Genomic DNA, 20,647 nt, shown 5'->3' with positions numbered 1-20,647 from the left:
AATCCAAAATCCATAGACGCGTAGACGCGGAGCGGCTACTTCTGTGAAGTCGCTACACGCCGCGGCTTCAAGGGAGAGTAATCCAAAATCCAAAATTGTTTAACCCCCAATATTTTCACTATTTTATTGCATTCCAAGCAACGCAAAACTCTAAATATAGGCTTTATTTGTCATGCTAGACTTGACCATTGAAAATTCCCAACTAAATCAGCGACTAATTGAATCTAGCGATTGGAATGTTGTTGAGACAGAGTTTAACACCACTCAGCGACATCATCAAGAAACAGTCTTCACCCTCAGCAACGGATATTTAGGAACGCGGGGTACATTTGAGGAAGGATATCCCCAAGATTGTCCCGCAACCTTGATTCATGGGTTGTATGATGACGTGGCGATCGCCTCCACAGAGTTGATAAACTGTCCTAACTGGCTACCTTTAACTATTAAAGTGGCTGGAGAAAGATTCCGCATGGATTGGGGTGAAATTCTCAGCTACGAACGTCGTCTTGATTTGCGTTTGGGTATAGTCAGTCGGGATGTACGCTGGCGCAGTCCGGCGGGACATACCTTAGAATTTCATTTTGAAAGGTTTGCGAGTCTAGCAAGTCAACACTTTTTAGCAATCAGATGTCAGATTACATCTGTAGATTTTGAAGGTGAAATTGAGGTAGAAGTTGGATTTCACCCGGAACCCCACACCCAAGGTGTCAAACACTGGCAAACCTTGAAACAAGGCGGTCTAGATAATATGATCTGGCTACACAGTCAGACTTTACATTCCGCTATTGAACTAGGGATGGCAGCAAAACTTGTGGTAGAAGGTGAAGAAACTGCCACGGTGAATGTGCATCAGCTTGATCAGCATAACCCCACGCTTGTAACTAAATTAGCAGTTGTACCAGATAAAACCGTCACCCTCGAAAAAATTATCACCATCTATACCTCACGGGAAATAGCAACTCCGGCGGAAGCTGCAATCATTCGGCTAGTTGCTGCACCCAGCTATTCAACTTTGCTAGCAGCTCACATTACTGCTTGGGATCAAGTGTGGCAAGATAGTGATGTGATCATTGAAGGCGATCGCCTAGCTCAGTTGAGTGTTCGTTACAATCTGTTTCAGTTACTCGCCGTCGCCCCTCGTCATGACGACAGAGTTAGTATTCCTCCCAAAACCCTTTCTGGCTTCGCTTATAGCGGACATATCTTTTGGGATACAGAAATCTTTATTCTCCCTTTGCTAATTCACACCCAACCAGACTTGGCGCGGAACTTGCTCACCTACCGCTACCATACCTTACGTGGAGCGCGACGCAAAGCCCAAGAAATGGGATACAAAGGAGCTTTTTATGCTTGGGAAAGTGCTAGCACAGGCGATGAAGTCACCCCGCGTTGGGTTCCAACTGCCAATGGTGAACAAGTCCGGATCTGGTGCGGTGATATTGAAGTGCATATCAATACCGATGTCGCTTACGGTGCTTGGCAATACTGGCAAACTACAGGTGATGATGCATGGATGCGCGACTATGGCGCAGAAATGATTTTAGATACAGCAGTTTTCTGGGAAAGCCGGGTAGAGTGGAATCAAGAACGCCACAGTTACGATCTTCGTGATGTCATAGGCCCAGATGAGAATCACGATCGCATCGATAATAATGCTTTCACTAATTTATTAGTACAGTGGCACTTGCAAACAGCCTTGAAACTGTGGGATTGGCTGCTGACATCTGATCCCGACACAGCAGCACAACTGGCAGAAAAACTTGACTTACAGCCAGAACAAAGACAACTTTGGGCAAAGATTGCCAAACATATCTACGTTAACCAGGATTTGGAAACTGGCTTGATCGAACAATTTGAAGGCTTCTACAACTTAGAGTATGTCAACTTGGCTGACTACGAACCACGTACTACATCTATGCAAGGATTGTTGGGTGTAGAAGCGACTAGCCAAAAGCAGATTCTCAAGCAGCCAGATGTATTAATGCTTATGTATCTGCTGCGCGATCGCTTTGATCAACAAACATTACAAACCAACTGGGACTACTATAGCCCCCGCACCGATCATACTTACGGTTCTTCTCTTGGTCCAGCAATTCATGCTATTTTGGCTTGCGACCTCAATCAAAGTGCAGAAGCCTACACTCACTTTACACGAGCAGCAATGGTAGACTTAGCAGACGTGCGGCGTAACGCCCATGAAGGTATTCACGCAGCTAGTGCAGGGGGAGTATGGCAAGCAGTCATCTTTGGGTTTGCTGGCGTACGGATGACTGAATTTGGTCCGATCGCTTGTCCTAATCTTCCAGCTAATTGGACACGTTTGCAGTTTAAGCTGAAGTGGCGTAATCAAACCTATGAGTTTGATCTTTAATTTTTAGGGAATGGGGACTTATCAGTTATCAGTTATCAGTTATCAAATTAAACTGTTAACTGATTCATGCCCCATGCCCAATCTTGAATTATGGTTTTTTCATTTTGGCAGTGTCTGAAGTTTAGAGGGACACTGCTTTTTTTATTATGTTATACGAACTAGTGCTGCGACAATGTAGTCATTGTAACTTAATTATTTCTACTGCTTGATAGAGGCTGTCTAAGACTAAGCTGTGTTATCTTGATAACCTAATTTTAAGCGATCGCTAATCACACCAAATATAGGATTCTATTTGATTTTTGTTGGTGTAGCCTGCGCTCTGCGCTTACATAATTTCAATACAGTTTATGTTCCCTGTTAAAAGTTCCCTATTTCCTCGCTCAACTATTAAGTTCATAAACCAAATCGGATTTTTATATTTAACAAGTTTTTTACTCCGTTTTGTTAGGAAACCTCTATAATATTTTTATTTCCAACAAATCTTTCGCCAAAAACTTTTACCGAAACGCTAGTAATTTTAACACTAGCTATCGTTTTTTTGCTGTATTGAAAATAAAAATTTGCCATGCCCAATTTCCGTAGCAAAAACAGCAGAAATGATGAAATAAAAGTATCCCAAAATCTACTAAAACTGCAAAAAACAAATATTAAATTTAAATAAAAAAAGCGTTCTTATGATAGTTGCCAAACTGGCAACATAAAGTCCATAGATTTGTTATTCATTAATTGACCAGGCTTTTGATTTATGTCTAAGTATGAGACATAAATGTCTGAAAAATACAAAAAATAAGACTATTCGCTCGCATCTGGCTTGGCAATTTTCAATCTTAATGGGACATACATTTTAAAAAATAGGGGGAGGAAACAACTTAAAGAATTAAACCATGAAGCAAATTTAGATTAAAATTTTCATCATCTTTACAATATGATTGGTCAGTTACTCGCAGGACATTATCAAGTCCTTAAAGTATTAGGTGAGGGGGGCTTTGGTCAAACTTATATTGTTGAAGACATACACCTCCCTGGAAAACCTAAGTGTGTCCTCAAACATCTTAAAACTACTAGTACGGACTCAGAATCTTTAGAACTTGCCAGAAGGCTATTTCTCAAAGAAGCCGAAACCCTGCAACAGTTAGGTAATCATGACCAAATACCAAGACTTTTAGCATACTTTGAACAAGACCAACAATTTTACCTAGTTCAAGAGTTTATTGATGGTCATACTCTCAGTAAAGAATATTTTGTTGGACAAAAATGGAGCCAAAAACAAACTATTAAAATGCTCATCGAAGTATTGAGTATTTTAGAATTTGTCCATGGTCAAGGAGTAATTCATCGCGACATTAAACCAGACAATCTTATTAGGCGTGCTTGTGATCATCAATTAGTTTTAATTGATTTTGGGGCAATTAAACAATTGCGAAACCAAACGATGATTGGATCAGGTAAGCAAAACATGACAATGATCGTTGGTACTCGTGGTTATATGCCATCTGAACAAATCCGGCGTGTACCCCGTCCCAGCAGTGATATTTATGCTTTGGGAATGATGGGTATTCAAGCATTAACAGGAGTACATCCGCACACACTCCAAGATGATCCGGATACAGGAGAAATACTTTGGCAAGAATTCGCCTCTGTGACTCCAGAATTTGCTGATGTCCTCACCAAGATGACACGCTATCATTTTAAAGACCGCTACCAAAGCGCTACTGAGGCGTTGCAAGCACTGCGAGAATTATTAGCGAATTTTACTGAAACAGAAACAACAGAAGCAGAGACTAAACCTGAAACTAAAGCAGAAAGTAATAGTACCAAACTACATCAATTAACAATAGAGTGGATAGAAGACGGGCAAATTAAATATCGCACTATTTTAGAAAATCAAGCCAGTAAAAATATAGGAAAAATTCGCATCGGTCGCAATCCTCAAGAGTGCGATATTGTTTTACCAGACCCGACCATATCTGGACTACACGCAGAAATATTTTTTCATACCGAAAAGCAGAAATTTTATCTACGGAATTTGCGTCAAAAAAACCCTCCAATTGTTGATGGACAGTTACTTTTAGCTGGAGAAATATCTCTTGATATTGGTAGTCATATACGTCTGGGAAAACAGGATTTTCGGGTAAAAGAGATTACCTGTAAAGAGTATGGTGAGGGTTACACACCAATAGAATATGCTAAACGTTTTGCAATTACATTAGCATCACCACAACCTGTACTCAAAACAATCAGGGTATCTCAATTCAAAAAATCTGAAGAAGTTGTCAAACCCGTCTCTCAGCCTTATGCTAGTAGTATTTCACTAGTACCCAAAAAAGTACAACGACCACCATTTAAGACAGGTACGGCAGTTTTCATGAGTGCGATCGCAGGTGTAATAGTATTGAATACTGTCAACTTAAGTAGAGGTAATTCCCAACAAAATTTCATCTCACAAGAACCAAAAATGTGTCGTCTTGTATCTCCCTCTGGCGGCAAATTATTGGCAAATTTACGTCCCGAACCACAAACAGAAATTGGTGCATTGAAACAACTCAATCTTGGTGAAAAAGTTTTATTTCTCCAAGCAAGGGGAGATTTTGTCAAAGTCCAACTTGCTGATGGTACAAAAGGTTGGGTATTTGGGGATGAAATTCAGCCTTGTGAAAAAACAGCACGTAATTATCGTACTTGGTAGTTACAAAATTAAGATTCCGCTTTCGGAATTGATCCTTCAATTCCCTCTACATACCAATCCATCGCTAATTGTTCTTTCTCTGGCAAAACTTGACCTTTCTGCACTCGTACCTTACCCTTTTGATCTTTTACCGGACCATCAAAAGGATGGGCAATACCTTTAATAAATTCATCTCGCTTCGCCATTACCAATTGCTGTACATCTTGAGGAACTGTTGAATTCAAAGGTGAAATATCTACCATACCCTGACCAATGCCAAACCAAACATCTTCAGACTTCCAAGTCCCATTCATGACAGCCAAAGCTTTATCTGTGTAAAATTTACCCCATTTATTAATAGCTGATGTTAAATGTGCTTTCGGGCCAAACCGACTCATATCGGTGTTATAACCGAATGCAAAAATATCTTTTTCTTCTGCTAATTGCACAGCAGCAGCAGAATCAGTATGCTGTGTCAAGACATCTGCACCTAAACTGATCAAAGCTTGTGCTGCTTCTCTTTCTTTGGCTGGGTCGTACCAACTTTGTACCCACACCACTCTCACTTTTGCTTTGGGGTTTACCGCCCTTAGTCCTTGGGTAAAAGCACCGATACCACGGATTACTTCTGGAATTGGGTATGCTCCGATAAAACCGATAATATTAGATTTGGTCATCTTACCTGCAATCATCCCAGTCAAGTAACGCGGTTCTTCAAAGCGTCCCAAATAAGTACCGACATTAGCAGCACGTTTATAACCAGTACAGTGTTCAAAATAAACACGAGGAAAATCTTTGGCTACCTTAATGGTTGGATTCATGTAACCAAAAGAAGTTGTAAAAATCAACTTGTTACCATCTAACGCCAGTTGACGAATTACCCTCTCAGCATCAGCACCTTCATTGACATTTTCCACAAAAGTAGAGCTGACTTTACCTTGCAGACTTGCTTCCATTTCTCTACGACCAAGGTCATGGGCATAAGTCCATCCGAAATCACCCACAGGCCCTACATACACAAATCCTACCTTTAAAGGTTCATTCGCTGCTACAGGTGATGTTCCAGAGGGCGAAGTCTCTTCTGGATTATTAGATTTGTCTCCAGAACAAGCAGCAAAGGTAAAACTAGCTCCCGCAAGAGAGGCGTACTTGATAAACTGACGACGATCCATATTTATCGCTGATCTGTACTGTGTTAAAAATATTTCTCTTTGTAGTACTAAATGAGTAGTAGATGCAAGTGAAATTTTTATTTTCCAATTTTATAAATCTGCTGATGCTCTGAAAAATTCTTGTGCTTAACAATAGCCAAGAGAAATAGCAGACATTATAATCGCAATGTCACTCGATACAATCGTAATGCGACCCGATACAATCGTAATGCGACTCGATACAATCGTAATGCGACTCGACACAATCGCAATGCAACCCGATGCAATCTTACTGTAACCCAATGCGATCGCAATGCAACCCGATACAATCTTAATGTAACCCGATGCGATCGTAATGCGACCTGATGCATTAACATTACACTGTGTGTATTTAGAAACGCATGATCATGAAACTTCAGTAGCTTGATAACAAAACGGAGCTAAACCCAAAGACAAGCAAATGATTGCTTAAATATTAGGATTATGATTTGCCAACAGAAATTGTGTATTAAGTTAGAGCATGAGTCATTCTGGGCATCCTATTTTTGTACGGTAAAGCTGGACACCGACTCATGGAAAACATCTTTAGTAAAAATTTGTCTGTTGATGCAGGTAATCCATACCTGGAATTACACCGTAACTTGAGCTTACTGGAGCAATATGTTAGTAATTTTCCCGAAAATGGAAATCTAAACATTCCTAACAAGCCGCCAACTTCAGAAGATTTAAGAAAGCAAATTCATCGTTATCGCCAAAAGCCAAATTTAGTACTGGTAGGGCGATTTGATTCTGGAAAATCTCACTTAGCTAATACTTTAATGGGTAGAAAAATATTGCCTTCCCAGTATCAGCCTGCTACCAGAGTCATCACATTTGTACGTCACATTGAGGATCGCCCAATTTGGTTTAAAGATCAAGTTGGTATCTTAGCTGAAGATTTCTGGCTACGAGATGAAAAAGGAAATCAAGTTTTTGATTTAACACTACTGAACTCTCAAAAGTCGTTTGAAAGACATTGCATCAAATTTGGTACTCTCGACATTTTACGTCAGCATGGTGTACATGATCACTTTAGTGAAACAGAAATGGAAGGACACTCAGCAGTTGTCTATGTTGATGCGCCACTTCTGAGGTCTTGTAATATCGTAGATTTTCCTGGTTATTCAGATCAAGCAGATCAAACCTCAGAAGATGTCAAAAAGGCTATCAGTGCCGTTCAGATAGCAGATATAATTTTATACACTTCACCAGCTAATGGCTTTATGAATGCTGAGGATTTTAGTCGTCTCAGCCACTTGTTAAGAGTATTGCCAGCACCGGAAACAAATGATGACAAATTTCCAACACTTGGAAATCTCTTCGTCGTAGCAACTCATGCTAATCCATTTATTTCAGATTCACAAATAAGTTCAATATTGCAGATTGGAGCAGTCAGGTTTTTTAACCACATTAGCGCAACAGTTTTTGTGGAACGTAGTGAGATAATCAATCGCCCTATTACACAAGAAAACATGCAAAACCGTTTTTTTGCCTTTTGGGAAGAAACACCGGAACGTTGGGCAAGACTGAAGAAAGAACTAGTTTCAGTCCTTGGTCAATATCTGCCTAAAGCTCGCAAAAATCAAATTGATCGTGAAATTGGTCTGTTAAAAATAAAAGTTCCCAAGCAGATTGCTGGACAGATTCAAGCTTACGAACAAACCAAATCTAAAATTGAACAGAGTCAAAAAGAGCTTGAACAGTTAGAAGAAGACGAACCACAAAGAGTAGCTCAAAATCAGCAATGCCGTCGTCAAGTTCAACATCGTATTACAGAGTTGCACGAGAGAACTATCATTTCTTTCAAGCAAACATATGCTGGCACGGTTGATGTTTCTGCTATTGAAACAATGATACGAAATCGCTACAGAGATAAAAAAGATGCAAAGGAATACGCCGCAAGTTATCTTGTAGAGCAACTCCAAGGAAAGTTGGAAGCATACATCAAGGAGAATTCAGAGGCTTTAAAAATAGAAGTTGAGATATTTTTGGAAACTTATGAAGAAGCACTTCTCAAGTTTCCTAAACTTAATGTTGGTTATGTCTCCATTCCATTTGATGTAAAAGGAGCATTTCTAAGTAGTCTTGCTGGCACAGGTGGAGTTGGTGCGCTTGCGTTTTGGGCTGCTTCATTGGGCAATCTTGGTGCTTATATTCTTGTTGCTAAATTTGTTAGCCTTCTATCTGTACTGGGTATAAGTATTAGCGGTGGAGTAGCAACTGTCGTGTCTTTTGTTGCTGCTATTGGTGGACCAATCACACTAGGAGTCGGACTATTTGCTGCTATTGTTTCTCTTGGATGGTCACTATTGGGAGATTCTTGGGAACGTCGTTTGGCAAAGAAGATTGCTAGCCATTTTGAAGACCAACAAGTGCTAGATAAATTTCTACAAGGCATTGAAGAGTACTGGCAAGATACTACTAAAAAATTTGAGCAAAGTGCTGATGGGGTTGAAGAGAAATTTCAAGAGTATATTCAGCATCTTCGAGAAATTTGTTCAAATGACGAATCATCTAAAGAGAGAATCGAGAATCTTTTGTTTTTGCTTAGAGAACTAAAGGTTTTTTTCGCTGGAATTTCTTGGGGAGAGTCAACAAGTTAAGGTAGTTAACGTGAATTCGATGGATTTCATTAGTCCAACATTCCGCCCTCAAATAAATAGCTGGCTCATAGCAAAAACTCACTTGAAGTGGGTTGAAGGGCTTATTTATTCAGTCTACTCTTAGTAGACTTCGGCTATTAGCCCGCAGTTGGCTTGCGGGCGATTCAATTGTTTAGTCTGATAAGATTCAGTGTTGCGTGATAGCGATGCGATCATCGCTTTCTTTTAAGTGCATCGCCATAATGCTATATCTAATTACCTAAATAGCAAATATCGCAAACCAATCAGTAATAAAAACACGCCATACAGCTTTTTCATAAATTCACTACTAATAAACGCCTGATTGGCAAATAAAGCCCCAAAGAAATTACCAATAATCAAACCAACAGCAATAATCACAGCATATTTGATATTAAGATTACCGTTACGGTAGTAAACAATCGCGGCTAAAATACCAATAGGCAATATTTGAGCAGCGATAGAAGTACCAGTAGCAAATTTTTGATCCATGCTCATGATTAGTACCATCGCTGGTACCATAATTGCACCACCACCAATACCAAACATCCCACCAGCTACACCAGCCACAAGCCCAATGAGCAACAATTGAATGAGTATGTTAGACATAAAATCATAAATTATTTGGATGAGTAAATTATAAATTTATTCCATTGACAAAAACATTTTTTGATAACATTCCATGCACACCTTTTTGGGGAGTATTGACAACTTGAGTAATGTGAAAATTCACCGCTAAACTGCATAATACATAGGCGTCTTCTGGGGATATTTTTGTAAAACCTACCAGAAAATCAATCATATTATTTAAAGCTTGTTCTAAAGCTGAATCTAAAGTATCACCAAATCCCATTGTGATAATATCAGTAGCAGTTTCAGCGATAGGTGCAGTTACTTGCAAATCTTTGCGAATTTTGAGTTGAATTGTACCGTTCATAGATGTTTCTATGGCGGTGACATTAACTTCACCATCTCCCTGGGCTGAATGTCCATCACCGATAGAAAATAAAGCACCAGGAACGAAAATAGGCAAAAATATTTTTGAACCTACTTGCAGTTCACGGTTGTCTATATTACCACCATAACAACCAGGAGGAATAGAAGAACGTTGTGTTTCGGGAGTAGCAACTCCAAGAATACCAAAAAAAGGTTTCAGGGGTATTTTAATTCCACTATTTACAGGAAATTCCGCAACATTATTTTCTAAATCTAGATGAATAAATCTCAAAGCTGGTTCATTAAATTGGTGTGGTAAAACTCCCCATCCCGTCCTAATAGCATTAAAACCAACAGGTAAACTTGGTTTGATTGCTGCCAATTTTACTTCTAAAATATCTCCTGGTTCTGCTCCTTGTACATAAATAGGCCCTGTAAGCAAATGCGGCCCACCTGCTATTTTTCGTTCTGGTGGTAGGTTTTGGCAAATGTCAACAAATTCTGGCGTCAGAAATTCTGCTGGTGCTTTGTTGTAAACATAGTAACCAGTGTAAGTTTCCACATCTACTGTATCGCCAGATTTGATTATCAATGCTGGTTCGATTTCATGTGAAAAACCGCCTAGATGTACGGTGTTAGGAGTTGCTTTTAAAATATGATGAGTCATCCGATTTTATATTTTCGATTTTGGATTTTGGATTGGCTCCCAGCCCCCATTCCCCCAAATTGGGGGTTAGGTATACCATCAAGGAATGATTAGTCAGATATTAAATATTTGTTAATTATTTATACTTTAATACTTAAGTAATGGGATTGTATCATTTTGTTTACATAAAAGCTAATTTTTGTTGAAAATATTACCTTGACATCTGTGTTTTAAGTTAAAACAGCTAAACAACTGCAATTGCTAATTTTTAAAATTTATTTAGAGGATAAAGAATGCTTTTCCACAGCGATAATTTGAGTTTTATTTACCTGATTGCCCAGTCTAGTCGCTCTGGCGGTGCTGGAGGATTTCTTGGCTTTATTATTGGGATTAGTGCCTATATCTTCGGTTCTTATTGCTTCTACAAGATATACCAAAAATTAGGAGAATCAAATGCTTGGTTTGCTTGGGTTCCTATTCTGAATAGTTGGATTATGTATAAGGCTGGTGATCAGTCTCCTTGGTGGATTATTGGACTCTTTATTCCTTTGGTGAATATTGTTGCTTTGGTCTTCTTGATAATTGCCTTTGTGAATATTGTGAAAAAGCTGGGTAAGAATCCTTGGTTAATTTTATTGATGATTATTCCCATTGTTAACTTTGTGGTATTATACCAATTTGCTTTTGGTTAATATCACTGGTTATCAGAATAGCAAGTTCTGGAAAAGCAAAAAACCTGATTTTCAAAAGCCCAGGTTGATGATTTATTGGAAAATTAAGTCTCATTGATACAACTGAAAAGGAATTTATTTAGATATACAAACTACACATGAATCACAAATTCCTGTATTTATTAACTGCTGTGATTACTATTGTTCCAACAATTTCAGCCCAAGCCGCGCAGGTAGAATTAGGTGTTTTTAAATCTGTTAATACACCCGAAAAGAACTGTCCTCAAAAAGTAGTTGTGACAGAACAAAACGCTCCTTACTACGAAGGAGGATACACAATTAATGGTCAGGCAAAATTAGGTGCTTTTGCTGGGCCGTTTGCGATCGCCTCTTCAGATTTGTTTAGTGTCACTTGGGTAGCAAACCTCAAACCTGCCTATCGGCAATGTGTTGCAGGTGGTGGTATTGTCAAATTTGACAACGAAGACTACAATTCTCCTTCCCACTTGCGAATCAGGTTTAATGGTGGCAAAGTATTTTTAATTTTAGATATGACAGGTAAACGAGATGTTAACACTTTCACGCCTAGTATCACTAAAAAAGGTGTGAATAATGGAAACCCAACTTGGAGTTGGTCTGGGACGGATTGAGACAAGAGAGACACCGGAGACAAGGGAGACACCGGAGACAAGGGAAGGGGGAGTAAATAATAAAAAACTACTAATACCAATTCTATATGAAGACGCATACAAAGACCCCACCCCGGCTTCGCCACCCCTCCCCGAAAGCGGGGAGGGGTTGGGGGAGGGTTAAAATTCTATGCAGCTTCACGAAGAATTGGTATAACGACTAACAAATATTTTTAGTCACAAATTCAATTACATCTGCTAAACCTGACTTTGTTTTTAAATTTGTGAAAATAAAGGGTTTTTCGCCGCGCATTTTTTTGGCGTCTCGTTCCATTACGTTTAAATCTGCACCAACGTAGGGAGCTAAATCAGTTTTATTAATCACTAATAAATCAGATTTGGTAATACCAGGGCCGCCTTTACGGGGAATTTTATCGCCAGCAGCAACATCGATAACGTAAATTGTTAAATCTACTAATTCGGGGCTAAAAGTCGCCGCTAAATTATCGCCACCACTTTCTAAAAAGACTAAGTTTAAATCAGAAAAACGTGCTTCTAATTGTTCAACTGCTGCTAAATTCATCGAAGCATCTTCACGGATAGCAGTGTGAGGACAACCGCCAGTCTCTACACCGATAATGCGATCGCTCGTTAAAGCCTGAGAAAGTACTAAAAACTGTGCATCTTCCTGTGTATAAATATCATTAGTCACCACTGCAATGTGGTATTTGTCACGCATCGTCTTACACAAAGCATCGACTAAAGCAGTTTTTCCTGAACCCACAGGCCCAGCAACTCCGACTCGAAAAGCATTCATAATTTTATTGTTAGTTGGTTGTTGATTGTTAGTAGTTGACTGATAATTCCTTTATGGTACAGAGCAAACAGATGACCTAAGTGGAATCGATCCAAAATCCAAAATCCAAAATCCTGTTAGAGGTTGACTCTTAACCATTGACTATGGGCTAATGACCAATGACCTATGACAAATGACCAATGACTAATTTACAAATTTTTCTAGATATTGCCACAGAAACGGCGCTGGCTGCTGGTGCGGTTTTGCAAGGTTACTTGGGTAAGGTAGAAGACGCAATTACCGAAAAAGGACGGCCTGGAGACTTAGTTACTGTTGCTGATAAAGCTTCCGAAGAAGTCATTTTACAAGCTTTGGGTCGTCACTTTCCTGACCATGCCATTCTCACAGAAGAATCGGGGAAACTGGGAAATCAAGACAATGAATTTCTGTGGGCGATCGATCCTTTAGATGGTACAACAAACTTCGCTCATCAATACCCATTTTTTGCTGTTTCTATCGGGTTACTGATCAATGGTGTTCCCCAAGTAGGCGTTATTTATGATCCTTTTCACGATGAATTATTTCGTGCAGCTCAAGATATGGGTGCAACCCGTAACCGGAGTCCGATCAAAGTTTCGGACATTTCTGAATTAAGTAAGAGTCTACTGGTGACGGGATTTGCTTACGATCGCCGTGAAACTTCTGATAACAACTACGCAGAATTTTGTCATCTTACCCATCTTACCCAAGGAGTACGACGCAGTGGTTCAGCATCCCTGGATTTAGCTCATGTCGCCTGTGGACGTCTGGATGGTTATTGGGAAAGAGGTCTTTCTCCTTGGGATATAGCAGCAGGCATAATTATAGTGCGTGAAGCTGGAGGGAAAGTTACTGCTTACGATCGCACTCCTGTCAAAATTGAGTCAGGTAGAATTTTGGCGACAAATGGACATCTTCACGACAGTCTGAGTCAAGAACTCCAGCAAGTTCAATCTCAGGGGATTGGTGATCGCTGATCGGGGACAAGGGGGAAATTTTGACCAACCAACCACCAACAACTAAACATAATCGTCTGAAAGGCAAACCTGAACATCCAGAAATTGAAGTGACAAAAGACTATGGTAACTTGCCCCTAGTGGAATGTTACCCTGGACAGCTGAATCAGGTTTTGATGAACATTTTAGTGAATGCGATCGATGCTTTAGAAGAAAACCACAAAAAGCAGGATACAAAAGATCATCCCAGCCAAATAACAATTCGCACTTCATTGGTTGGTTCGCTGTGGGTAAAAATTGCGATCGCGGATAATGGCCCTGGTATTCCTGAAGATATTCAACAGCGCATTTTCGATCCATTTTTTACAACAAAACCTGTGGGTAAAGGTACAGGTATGGGTATGTCGATCAGCTATCAAATCATCACAGAAAAACATCGAGGAAAACTAGAGTGCTTCTCTAAGCCAAATCAAGGAACAGAATTTGCGATTCAGATTCCGACCCGACAGTGATTTTTAGTGAGGCTGTATTGTATAACAAAAAACTTTCAACCTAGATGCAGAAGCCAATTCTCAATCCAAAATCCATAGACGCGTAGACGCGGAGCGGCTACCCGCAGGGTAATCTAAAATCCAAAATGGTATAACTCTTGCGGGTAAGCTTAACCCAGAAGATAAACTAGTAATAATCACATATTCATTAGTATAAAATTGCTCTATGTCATTCAAAATAGACCAAGGACTGTTTAAATATGATTTCATAGATTACCACGCAATTCTAAGTGTGCCACTTAATGCAGATATTAAGGAGATCCGCAAACGTTATTTGAAAATAGCTTGGCGTCTGCACCCGGATAGCTCTTCTGCGTCTAGTAACACGGAAAAACAGCTAGCAAGCGATTTGTTGTCAAAGTTAGTTAACCCTGCTTACGAGAAACTTTCTCAAGAAAAAAATTATACAGAATATGTCATAGTTCTGTCACAAATGGGTAAGCGTTTATTGCAAGAATCTGCTGCTTTGGAACTAACTACCGATGTAGCGAAACAGCTAGTAAATGCGCCCAATGTAGAACATGCTTATAAAGTTGCGATCGCCAAAATTGCTGAAACTCAATACGAATCTTTAGAGCAAGTGGTGCAAATCATTGGTTTAGTCAGCGAGTTAAACTTGGTTTATTTAATGCGGAATGCAGGTAAATCTCTCGCTACACCGCCATCACAAGCTGCACCACCGAAAGTAAACAAAGCCACTGCACCCCCTCCACCCCAACCTGAACCACCCAAGGAAGACTCAGCCGTAGTTCTTCAATATATCCGTCGTTCCCAAGACTTAATTGCCAAAAATCAACTCACCCAAGCAGAAGTAGAATTACGAGATGCTCTCAAGCTTGAGCCAAATAATAGTCATTGCCATAGCTTGATCGGAATGGTCTATTTAAGGCAAAATCGAACCACGATGGCAAAAGTTCATATTGACCGCGCCTTGCAATTAGACCCCAAAAACGAAACAGCGTTGGAGGGAAAACGCAAAATTGAACAAATATCGGGTCAAAAACCCGGTAGCGCAAAAGCTGCGGCGACTTCATCTGCTGCGGCTAAACAACCAGATAAATCTGGAGGTGGCGGTCTTTTTGGTGGTTTGTTTGGTGGGAAGAAAAAATAATGGTGTATCAACCACCGGCGGGAGCTAGGGATCTCTTACCCCTTGATGTGGCTCAAAAACGCTGGATAGAAGATAGGCTACAGCAGGTATTTCACCGTTGGGGATACCACAGAATTATCACCTCAACCCTAGAGCGGATAGATACGCTGATGGCGGGGGGTGCGATTCAACGCTCAACTGTGATTCAATTGCAAAATGCCGAAAACGAAGAATTGGGGTTACGTCCCGAACTGACAGCCTCAATTGCTCGTACAGCTGTCACTCGCATGGCAGGTGTTACCTATCCCCAGCGTTTGTATTACAATACCAATGTTTTCCAGCGCTCCTCGGATTATCGGCGCAATCAACCGCAGGAATTTTATCAGGCTGGGGTAGAGTTATTAGGTGCTGGTGGCTTACTTGCTGATGCTGAAGTGGTGCTTTTGCTGGCAGATTGTTTGCAAGCACTCTCAATTAACCACTGGCATTTAATTTTAGGCGAAGCTGGAATTACCCAATCGTTGTTACAGGTATTTCCCGCTAATGTACGTAACCAAGTCCGTTATGCGATCGCTCATCTTGACCGAATTGCGATCGACAATTTACCCCTAACTGAAGAATTACGCTCCCGCGCCAGAATTATCCTCGATTTGCGTGGAAACAGTGGTGATGTTTTACAAAAAGTTAGTAGCCTGGATTTAGATGCTTCCCAGCAAGAGGCGGTGAATAACCTCAAATCTTTGGTCGAGTTATTAGAAAATCGGTCAAAATTCCCATTAATTTTGGATTTGAGCCTGATTCAAACTTTTGACTACTATACTGGCATTTCTTTTGAAGTCGTGAGTGATACAGGTTCAGGAGCAAGAGTATTAGGGCGTGGTGGTCGTTATGACCAATTATTAGGACAGTATCATCCCCAAGGCAATAATATTCCGGGTATTGGTTTTGCTTTATCTATTGAAGATTTATACCAAGCTCTTGATTACTCTCAGCAATTACCGCAAACAACACCTGCGAGTAATTGGTTAGTTGTCGCAGAAAACAATAATGCATATGATGCGGCTTTTGCCTATGCTGAAAAACTCCGTAATTCTACTCATTTAGTGCGTGTAGAAATGGAATTGGGAGGACAAGACGCGGAAGTAATTCGTCAATATGCACGCGATCGCTCTATTGCTCAAATTGCTTGGGTGAAAGCTGATGGCTCAACAACGATTGAGTCGAATAACTAAAGATAATGTAATCAAATGGTGAACGCGTCTATAACACTATTTCTTTACCTTGCTCGGTGAAACGAACATCTTTAATTCCCCATTGGGGGTTACTTGTAAGAGTTTTACGGAGACTACCAAATAAAGCAAATTGTTCACAACTCGATAGAGAAGTGATTTGGCGTTGAGAATTGGGGGTGAGTCGTAAATCTACTGTAGCGACACCATCTTTAATATTGACTCGATATCCAGAAAAGCTAAAGTCACCGTTATCCCGTTGCTCTAAGATTTTACCTACCGCGCCTGTCACAGGTTCCTGTGCTGGTACTATCGTTTTTTGGGGGACGAGTTCTTGACATTGTGCATCACTGGTGTATAGAGTGACATTCACAGTTTTATCTGTCTTATCTGTGGTAGGTGATTCACTGTTGGGTTGAGCGTTAAGCCTAGCTGTATTTTGAGTTGGTGATTGTGTAGCGGGTGCAGCAGTTTGACTGTTGGGAGTAGGCGATGTTGTGATGTTTAAATTAGCTTCATCAGTAGAGTTAGAACTACAGCTGCCAAGACTAGCAGCTATTGCTACAAATATTACAGAGAAAAAATATTTCTTGCTAGTGTTGATAATTTTTTTCATGATTTTTCGCCCTGGTTTCTTTTATTAAATTCAGCTTGACTACTAGGAAATCAGCATAAATTTAACAGAAGAAGCAGAAATTAACAAATATCATTTATTGTTTTTACTACTCGCTCACGTTGATTTTAAATTTTTTTATCATACTTCGGGTAGAAGTGTTTATATCCAGAGGAAGTACTAGTTTAAAAAACTACTAGCTAGGGTGAAGAAGTAATCACATTTCCAGAACAAAAGGAAGTGTGTAATTAAGTGAAAGTGAGGGAAATATTTATGTTTACCATTACAGAATTGCCTCTGAAATGGTGTCCCTTGGATTTTGGATTAGTACCGATGAATTTTGCTCAGGCGGTTGTCATTCCAGAAGAAGCAACTCTTGTTTTTTCTGGACCAAAGTTTTTGGTAGCATTCCTCGCAGGATTATTCATGGCGTTTGCTTTCCAATTACTATTAACGAACTTTTCTGTAGCTATAGGAATCTCATCGGGAGTCGATTTAGATGCTGATGAATCAGAAAGTTTGGGGGGTGCGATTCGCAAAGTAGAAGCAAAAGTAGGTTGGTGGGCGCTAATCACTGCAACCATTGCATTATTTAGCGCTTCTTTTCTAGCCGTGAAACTGAGTTTTATCAATAGTGCATTTTTCGGAGCTATTATTGGTGTAGTCATTTGGTCTACTTACTTTTCAATCTTAATGTGGCTCGGTTCAAATGCAGTCGGTTCTTTAATTGGTTCTGTGATCACTACTGTGAATTCTGGTTTACAAGGACTGATGGGTATAGCAGGTACTGCTATTGGTTCTAACGTAGCGAAAAGCCAGATGGTTGCGACTGCGGAAGATATTACAGCCGCAGTACGTCGAGAATTAACATCAGGTTTTGATCCTGACAGCATCCGCAATACATTACAAAGTTCTTTAGCTGCTGTACAATTACCACAATTAAATATCAAAGAAATTCGTGAGCAATTTGACAAGCTGCTGCGTGATTCAGATTTACAATCTGTTGCTAATAGTGATTTACTACAAAATATCAATCGCCAGACTTTTGTCGATTTAATCAGTAGTCGCACAGATTTTTCTAAAGCAGATATCAATCAAATTGCAGACCAATTCCAAGCAGCTTGGGAGCAAGTTTTAAATCGCATAAATCCCACGCAACAGGTAATTAATTTGCTCAAACAAGCGAGTTCGGAAGAATTGAAATCTGAGAATTTGGGTGAACGAATTCAGGAATTGGTGACAGCAGGTGGAGGTAATGGAAAGCAAGGTAATGGTGTAATTAAGCAAGCTATTCAATATGGCTTAACTGCTGCTGTACCTGCTGTGATCAACAGGGTAGATTTTTCCCAAATAGATGTGGATAAAATCAGCCATCAACTGGAAGATTTAAAAGACAAAGTTCAGGAAGTTGATGTTGAGAAAATAACTTCCCAATTAAAACAACTCAGAGATCAAGCAAACGAACAAATAGCTCAAAGATTACCAAGACTACCTTACAATACTATTAAGGCAGATGTAGAAGATTACATTCTCTATTCTTTACCCTGGCATTTCAATCGTATTACGATCACAGATGAATTTAAAGAAGTCATCACTGATCCAAATGCAGATCCTACAACAATCCGCCGTGAATTAGAGGAAATTAATCCGGAATATCTGACTAGTTTGCTTTCAAGACGCGATGATATCAGTGAAGCAAGAATCAAGGAAATCTCTGAACAACTGGAAAATATTCGCCAGGAAGTTTTAGAAACAGTCCGTCAAGCAGAAACACGGGAAAAATCCCAAGATATCCGTACGCGGATTGAAAATTATCTGCGTTCTACGAGTAAAGAAGAACTAAATCCAGAAGCTATTGAGCGAGATTTTACAACGTTATTGGCAGATCCAGAAGCTGGTTTTGAAGAATTAAGTCAGCGCCTTTCCCCATTCAATCGTGATACATTGGTGCAGCTACTCCAGAAACGTGAAGATATTAGTGAAGAGGAAGCAAATAATATTGTTGATCAACTCGAAAGTACTCGCGATCGCGTTTTGAATCGGGCTACAGAACTGCAAGAACAAGCCAGAACACAAGCTGAACAACTGCAACAAAGGGTAGAAGATTATCTGCGGAACACCAACAAAGAGGAACTCAATCCAGAAGATATCAAGCGCGATTTTAGAACGCTGCTGGAAGATCCACAAGCAGGAATCTCGGCTTTACGGGCAAGATTATCACAATTTGACCGCGATACACTAGTAAAATTACTGAGTCAACGCCAAGATTTGAGTGAACAGCAGATCAACCAAATCCTTGATAATTTGGAACAAGTACGCGATAATATCCTGCAAGCACCGCAAAAATTAGCTGATCAAGCAAAAGAACAATACGCACAAACAGCAAGAGCGATCGCCCAATATCTTCGCAATACTAATTTAGAAGAACTCAACCCAGAAAGTATCCAGCGAGATTTAGAAAAATTACTCGAAAATCCCCAAGAGGGTGCTTTGGCTTTACGCGATCGCCTTTCGCAGGTGGATCGAGAAACTTTAGTCAAATTGCTGACTCAGCGAGGAGACTTGAGTGAAGAAGATGTCAATCGTATTATTGACCAAGTACAACAAGCCATTGGTAATATTGTCAGAGCGCCACGACGCTTGGCAAGCCGTACTACTAAACAAGTTCTGGATTTTGAAGCTAATCTCGAAAACTACCTGCGGAACACTAATAAAGAAGAACTCAACCCGGAGGGTATCAAACGAGATTTACAATTATTGCTGCATGATCCCCGCACAGGAGTTGGGAGTTTAAGTGATCGCCTAACCAAGTTTGATCGTTCAACACTTGTGGCGCTACTATCCCAACGTGAGGATATTTCAGAAGCTGAAGCTAACCGAATTGTGGATCAAATCGAATCTGTTCGCAACTCGATAGTCGAACAATACCAGCAACTCCAGCATAGATTACAATCAATAGTTGATGGAATTTTTGCTAGAGTCCGCAACTATCTTAATTCTCTGGATCGTCCCGAACTAAATTATGAAGCGATTCAGCAAGACTTTGCCAAATTGTTTGATGATCCCCAAGTGGGATTGGAAGCGTTACGCGATCGCCTCAGTCAATTTGATCGTGATACCCTAGTTGCGATTCTCAGTTCTCGTGAGGATATTTCCCCAGAACAAGCTAATCAGATTATCGACCGCATCGAAGCGACAAGAGATAGCATCCTCCAGCGCGCTGAACGTATCCAACAAGAAGTTAACAAACGTCTTGCTACACTCAAAGAACAAACCAAAAAGCAAGCAAGAGAAATGAGAAAAGCTGTAGCAGATGCAGCGTGGTGGTTATTTAATACTGCTTTTGCTTCCCTCGTTGCTTCGGCGATCGCTGGCGCTTTAGCAGTCACTCAATTTTAGATTTTGGATTTTCGATTTTGCATTGACCAATTACCCACAAATTGGTATGTAGAGACGCGAAATTTCGCGTCTTTACATCTGGTGGAATGAAGAAAAATCCTTGATTGAGCTTTGGCAGCAGCAGCCCCGCGCTCAATTGCGTTGCATGAGCGTCGGGAAGAATGCGTGCAAGTTGACGACACTTCCCTGACCAATGCCGGAGGCGAGGGAAGGGGAGATGGAGGAAACGAGCAAATCTCCCGTGC

17 protein-coding genes and 1 pseudogene are annotated in these 20,647 nt (G+C 40.2%); 10 read left to right on the top strand and 8 right to left on the bottom strand.

Translation table 11 applies throughout. The features are described 5' to 3' along the window. Nucleotides 1–172 precede the first annotated feature (172 nt). Together ACE1AT_RS14240 and ACE1AT_RS14235 are read left to right on the top strand one after the other, a co-directional pair. On the top strand, nucleotides 173–2,371 hold the full coding sequence (locus ACE1AT_RS14240) for a glycoside hydrolase family 65 protein (protein WP_374869345.1): 2,199 nt from the start codon (nucleotides 173–175) through the stop codon (nucleotides 2,369–2,371). Between the two features lie 925 nt (nucleotides 2,372–3,296). Further along, nucleotides 3,297–5,057 (top strand): protein kinase, encoded by a 1,761-nt coding sequence (locus tag ACE1AT_RS14235; RefSeq protein WP_374869343.1) that lies wholly within the window; start codon nucleotides 3,297–3,299, stop codon nucleotides 5,055–5,057. An 8-nt stretch (nucleotides 5,058–5,065) separates the two neighbouring features. On the opposite strand, the gene ACE1AT_RS14230 is transcribed toward ACE1AT_RS14235, so the two are convergent. Further along, on the bottom strand, nucleotides 5,066–6,208 hold the full coding sequence (locus tag ACE1AT_RS14230; RefSeq protein ID WP_374869341.1) for a BMP family ABC transporter substrate-binding protein: 1,143 nt from the start codon (nucleotides 6,206–6,208) through the stop codon (nucleotides 5,066–5,068). A 155-nt stretch (nucleotides 6,209–6,363) separates the two neighbouring features. Beyond that, the gene (locus ACE1AT_RS14225; RefSeq protein WP_374869339.1) at nucleotides 6,364–6,558 is read right to left on the bottom strand and encodes a hypothetical protein; all 195 of its coding nucleotides are present in this window, start codon (nucleotides 6,556–6,558) and stop codon (nucleotides 6,364–6,366) included. A 201-nt stretch (nucleotides 6,559–6,759) separates the two neighbouring features. On the opposite strand from ACE1AT_RS14225, the gene ACE1AT_RS14220 reads away from it, so the two are divergent. Beyond that, entirely contained in the window at nucleotides 6,760–8,829 is a 2,070-nt protein-coding gene (locus ACE1AT_RS14220; protein ID WP_374869337.1) for a dynamin family protein, read from the top strand. Nucleotides 8,830–9,084: 255 nt separating this feature from the next. On the opposite strand, the gene ACE1AT_RS14215 is transcribed toward ACE1AT_RS14220, so the two are convergent. Together ACE1AT_RS14215 and ACE1AT_RS14210 are read right to left on the bottom strand one after the other, a co-directional pair. Beyond that, nucleotides 9,085–9,456, bottom strand: a complete 372-nt coding sequence (locus tag ACE1AT_RS14215; protein ID WP_374869335.1) for a TSUP family transporter — start codon at nucleotides 9,454–9,456, stop codon at nucleotides 9,085–9,087. 28 nt (nucleotides 9,457–9,484) lie between these two features. After that, a complete protein-coding gene (locus ACE1AT_RS14210; RefSeq protein WP_374869333.1) occupies nucleotides 9,485–10,450 on the bottom strand; it encodes an acetamidase/formamidase family protein in 966 nt (321 codons plus the stop codon). Nucleotides 10,451–10,722: 272 nt separating this feature from the next. Here ACE1AT_RS14210 and ACE1AT_RS14205 point away from each other — a divergent pair, with 272 nt between their 5' ends. Beyond that, complete coding sequence (locus tag ACE1AT_RS14205; protein WP_374869331.1) at nucleotides 10,723–11,121, top strand: DUF5684 domain-containing protein; 399 nt, start codon at nucleotides 10,723–10,725, stop codon at nucleotides 11,119–11,121. A gap of 137 nt (nucleotides 11,122–11,258) precedes the next feature. Beyond that, the gene (locus ACE1AT_RS14200; protein WP_374869330.1) at nucleotides 11,259–11,750 is read left to right on the top strand and encodes a hypothetical protein; all 492 of its coding nucleotides are present in this window, start codon (nucleotides 11,259–11,261) and stop codon (nucleotides 11,748–11,750) included. Nucleotides 11,751–11,949: 199 nt separating this feature from the next. Here the strand turns inward: ACE1AT_RS14200 and ureG are convergent, their stop codons facing one another. After that, nucleotides 11,950–12,546: an urease accessory protein UreG gene (gene ureG / locus ACE1AT_RS14195; protein ID WP_374869328.1), complete on the bottom strand. Its 597-nt coding sequence runs from the start codon at nucleotides 12,544–12,546 to the stop codon at nucleotides 11,950–11,952. A gap of 179 nt (nucleotides 12,547–12,725) precedes the next feature. Here ureG and ACE1AT_RS14190 point away from each other — a divergent pair, with 179 nt between their 5' ends. Both ACE1AT_RS14190 and ACE1AT_RS14185 read left to right on the top strand, forming a co-directional pair. Then, complete coding sequence (locus tag ACE1AT_RS14190; RefSeq protein ID WP_374869326.1) at nucleotides 12,726–13,541, top strand: inositol monophosphatase family protein; 816 nt, start codon at nucleotides 12,726–12,728, stop codon at nucleotides 13,539–13,541. Between the two features lie 50 nt (nucleotides 13,542–13,591). Continuing rightward, nucleotides 13,592–14,032: pseudogene (locus tag ACE1AT_RS14185) on the top strand (sensor histidine kinase); the annotation flags it as partial. Nucleotides 14,033–14,092: 60 nt separating this feature from the next. On the opposite strand, the gene ACE1AT_RS14180 reads toward ACE1AT_RS14185, so the two are convergent. Beyond that, nucleotides 14,093–14,281, bottom strand: a complete 189-nt coding sequence (locus ACE1AT_RS14180) for a hypothetical protein (RefSeq protein WP_374869376.1) — start codon at nucleotides 14,279–14,281, stop codon at nucleotides 14,093–14,095. Here ACE1AT_RS14180 and ACE1AT_RS14175 point away from each other — a divergent pair. Together ACE1AT_RS14175 and ACE1AT_RS14170 are read left to right on the top strand one after the other, a co-directional pair. After that, nucleotides 14,238–15,182 carry a DnaJ domain-containing protein gene (locus ACE1AT_RS14175; protein WP_374869324.1) on the top strand — a complete coding sequence of 315 codons (945 nt, stop codon included), beginning with the start codon at nucleotides 14,238–14,240 and terminating at the stop codon, nucleotides 15,180–15,182. The two genes, ACE1AT_RS14180 and ACE1AT_RS14175, sit on opposite strands and share 44 nt — an antisense overlap. Beyond that, on the top strand, nucleotides 15,182–16,393 hold the full coding sequence (locus ACE1AT_RS14170) for an ATP phosphoribosyltransferase regulatory subunit (RefSeq protein WP_374869322.1): 1,212 nt from the start codon (nucleotides 15,182–15,184) through the stop codon (nucleotides 16,391–16,393). Before ACE1AT_RS14175 ends, ACE1AT_RS14170 begins: the two co-directional genes overlap by 1 nt. A 28-nt stretch (nucleotides 16,394–16,421) precedes the next feature. On the opposite strand, the gene ACE1AT_RS14165 is transcribed toward ACE1AT_RS14170, so the two are convergent. Next, complete coding sequence (locus ACE1AT_RS14165; RefSeq protein WP_374869320.1) at nucleotides 16,422–17,006, bottom strand: sporulation/spore germination protein; 585 nt, start codon at nucleotides 17,004–17,006, stop codon at nucleotides 16,422–16,424. Nucleotides 17,007–17,276: 270 nt separating this feature from the next. On the opposite strand from ACE1AT_RS14165, the gene ACE1AT_RS14160 reads away from it, so the two are divergent. Further along, nucleotides 17,277–20,402 (top strand): MFS transporter, encoded by a 3,126-nt coding sequence (locus ACE1AT_RS14160; protein ID WP_374869318.1) that lies wholly within the window; start codon nucleotides 17,277–17,279, stop codon nucleotides 20,400–20,402. On the opposite strand, the gene ACE1AT_RS14155 is transcribed toward ACE1AT_RS14160, so the two are convergent. After that, the coding region (locus ACE1AT_RS14155; RefSeq protein WP_374869316.1) for a hypothetical protein at nucleotides 20,389–20,647 on the bottom strand (259 nt) is incomplete at its 5' end. The genes ACE1AT_RS14160 and ACE1AT_RS14155 overlap by 14 nt on opposite strands.

Origin of the sequence: Pelatocladus sp. BLCC-F211 (genome assembly GCF_041928655.1) — a bacterium.
GTDB lineage: Bacteria > Cyanobacteriota > Cyanobacteriia > Cyanobacteriales > Nostocaceae > Pelatocladus.
The sequence above is the reverse complement of the archived record's forward strand: the minus strand, read 5'-3'. Positions and strand labels throughout refer to the sequence as shown.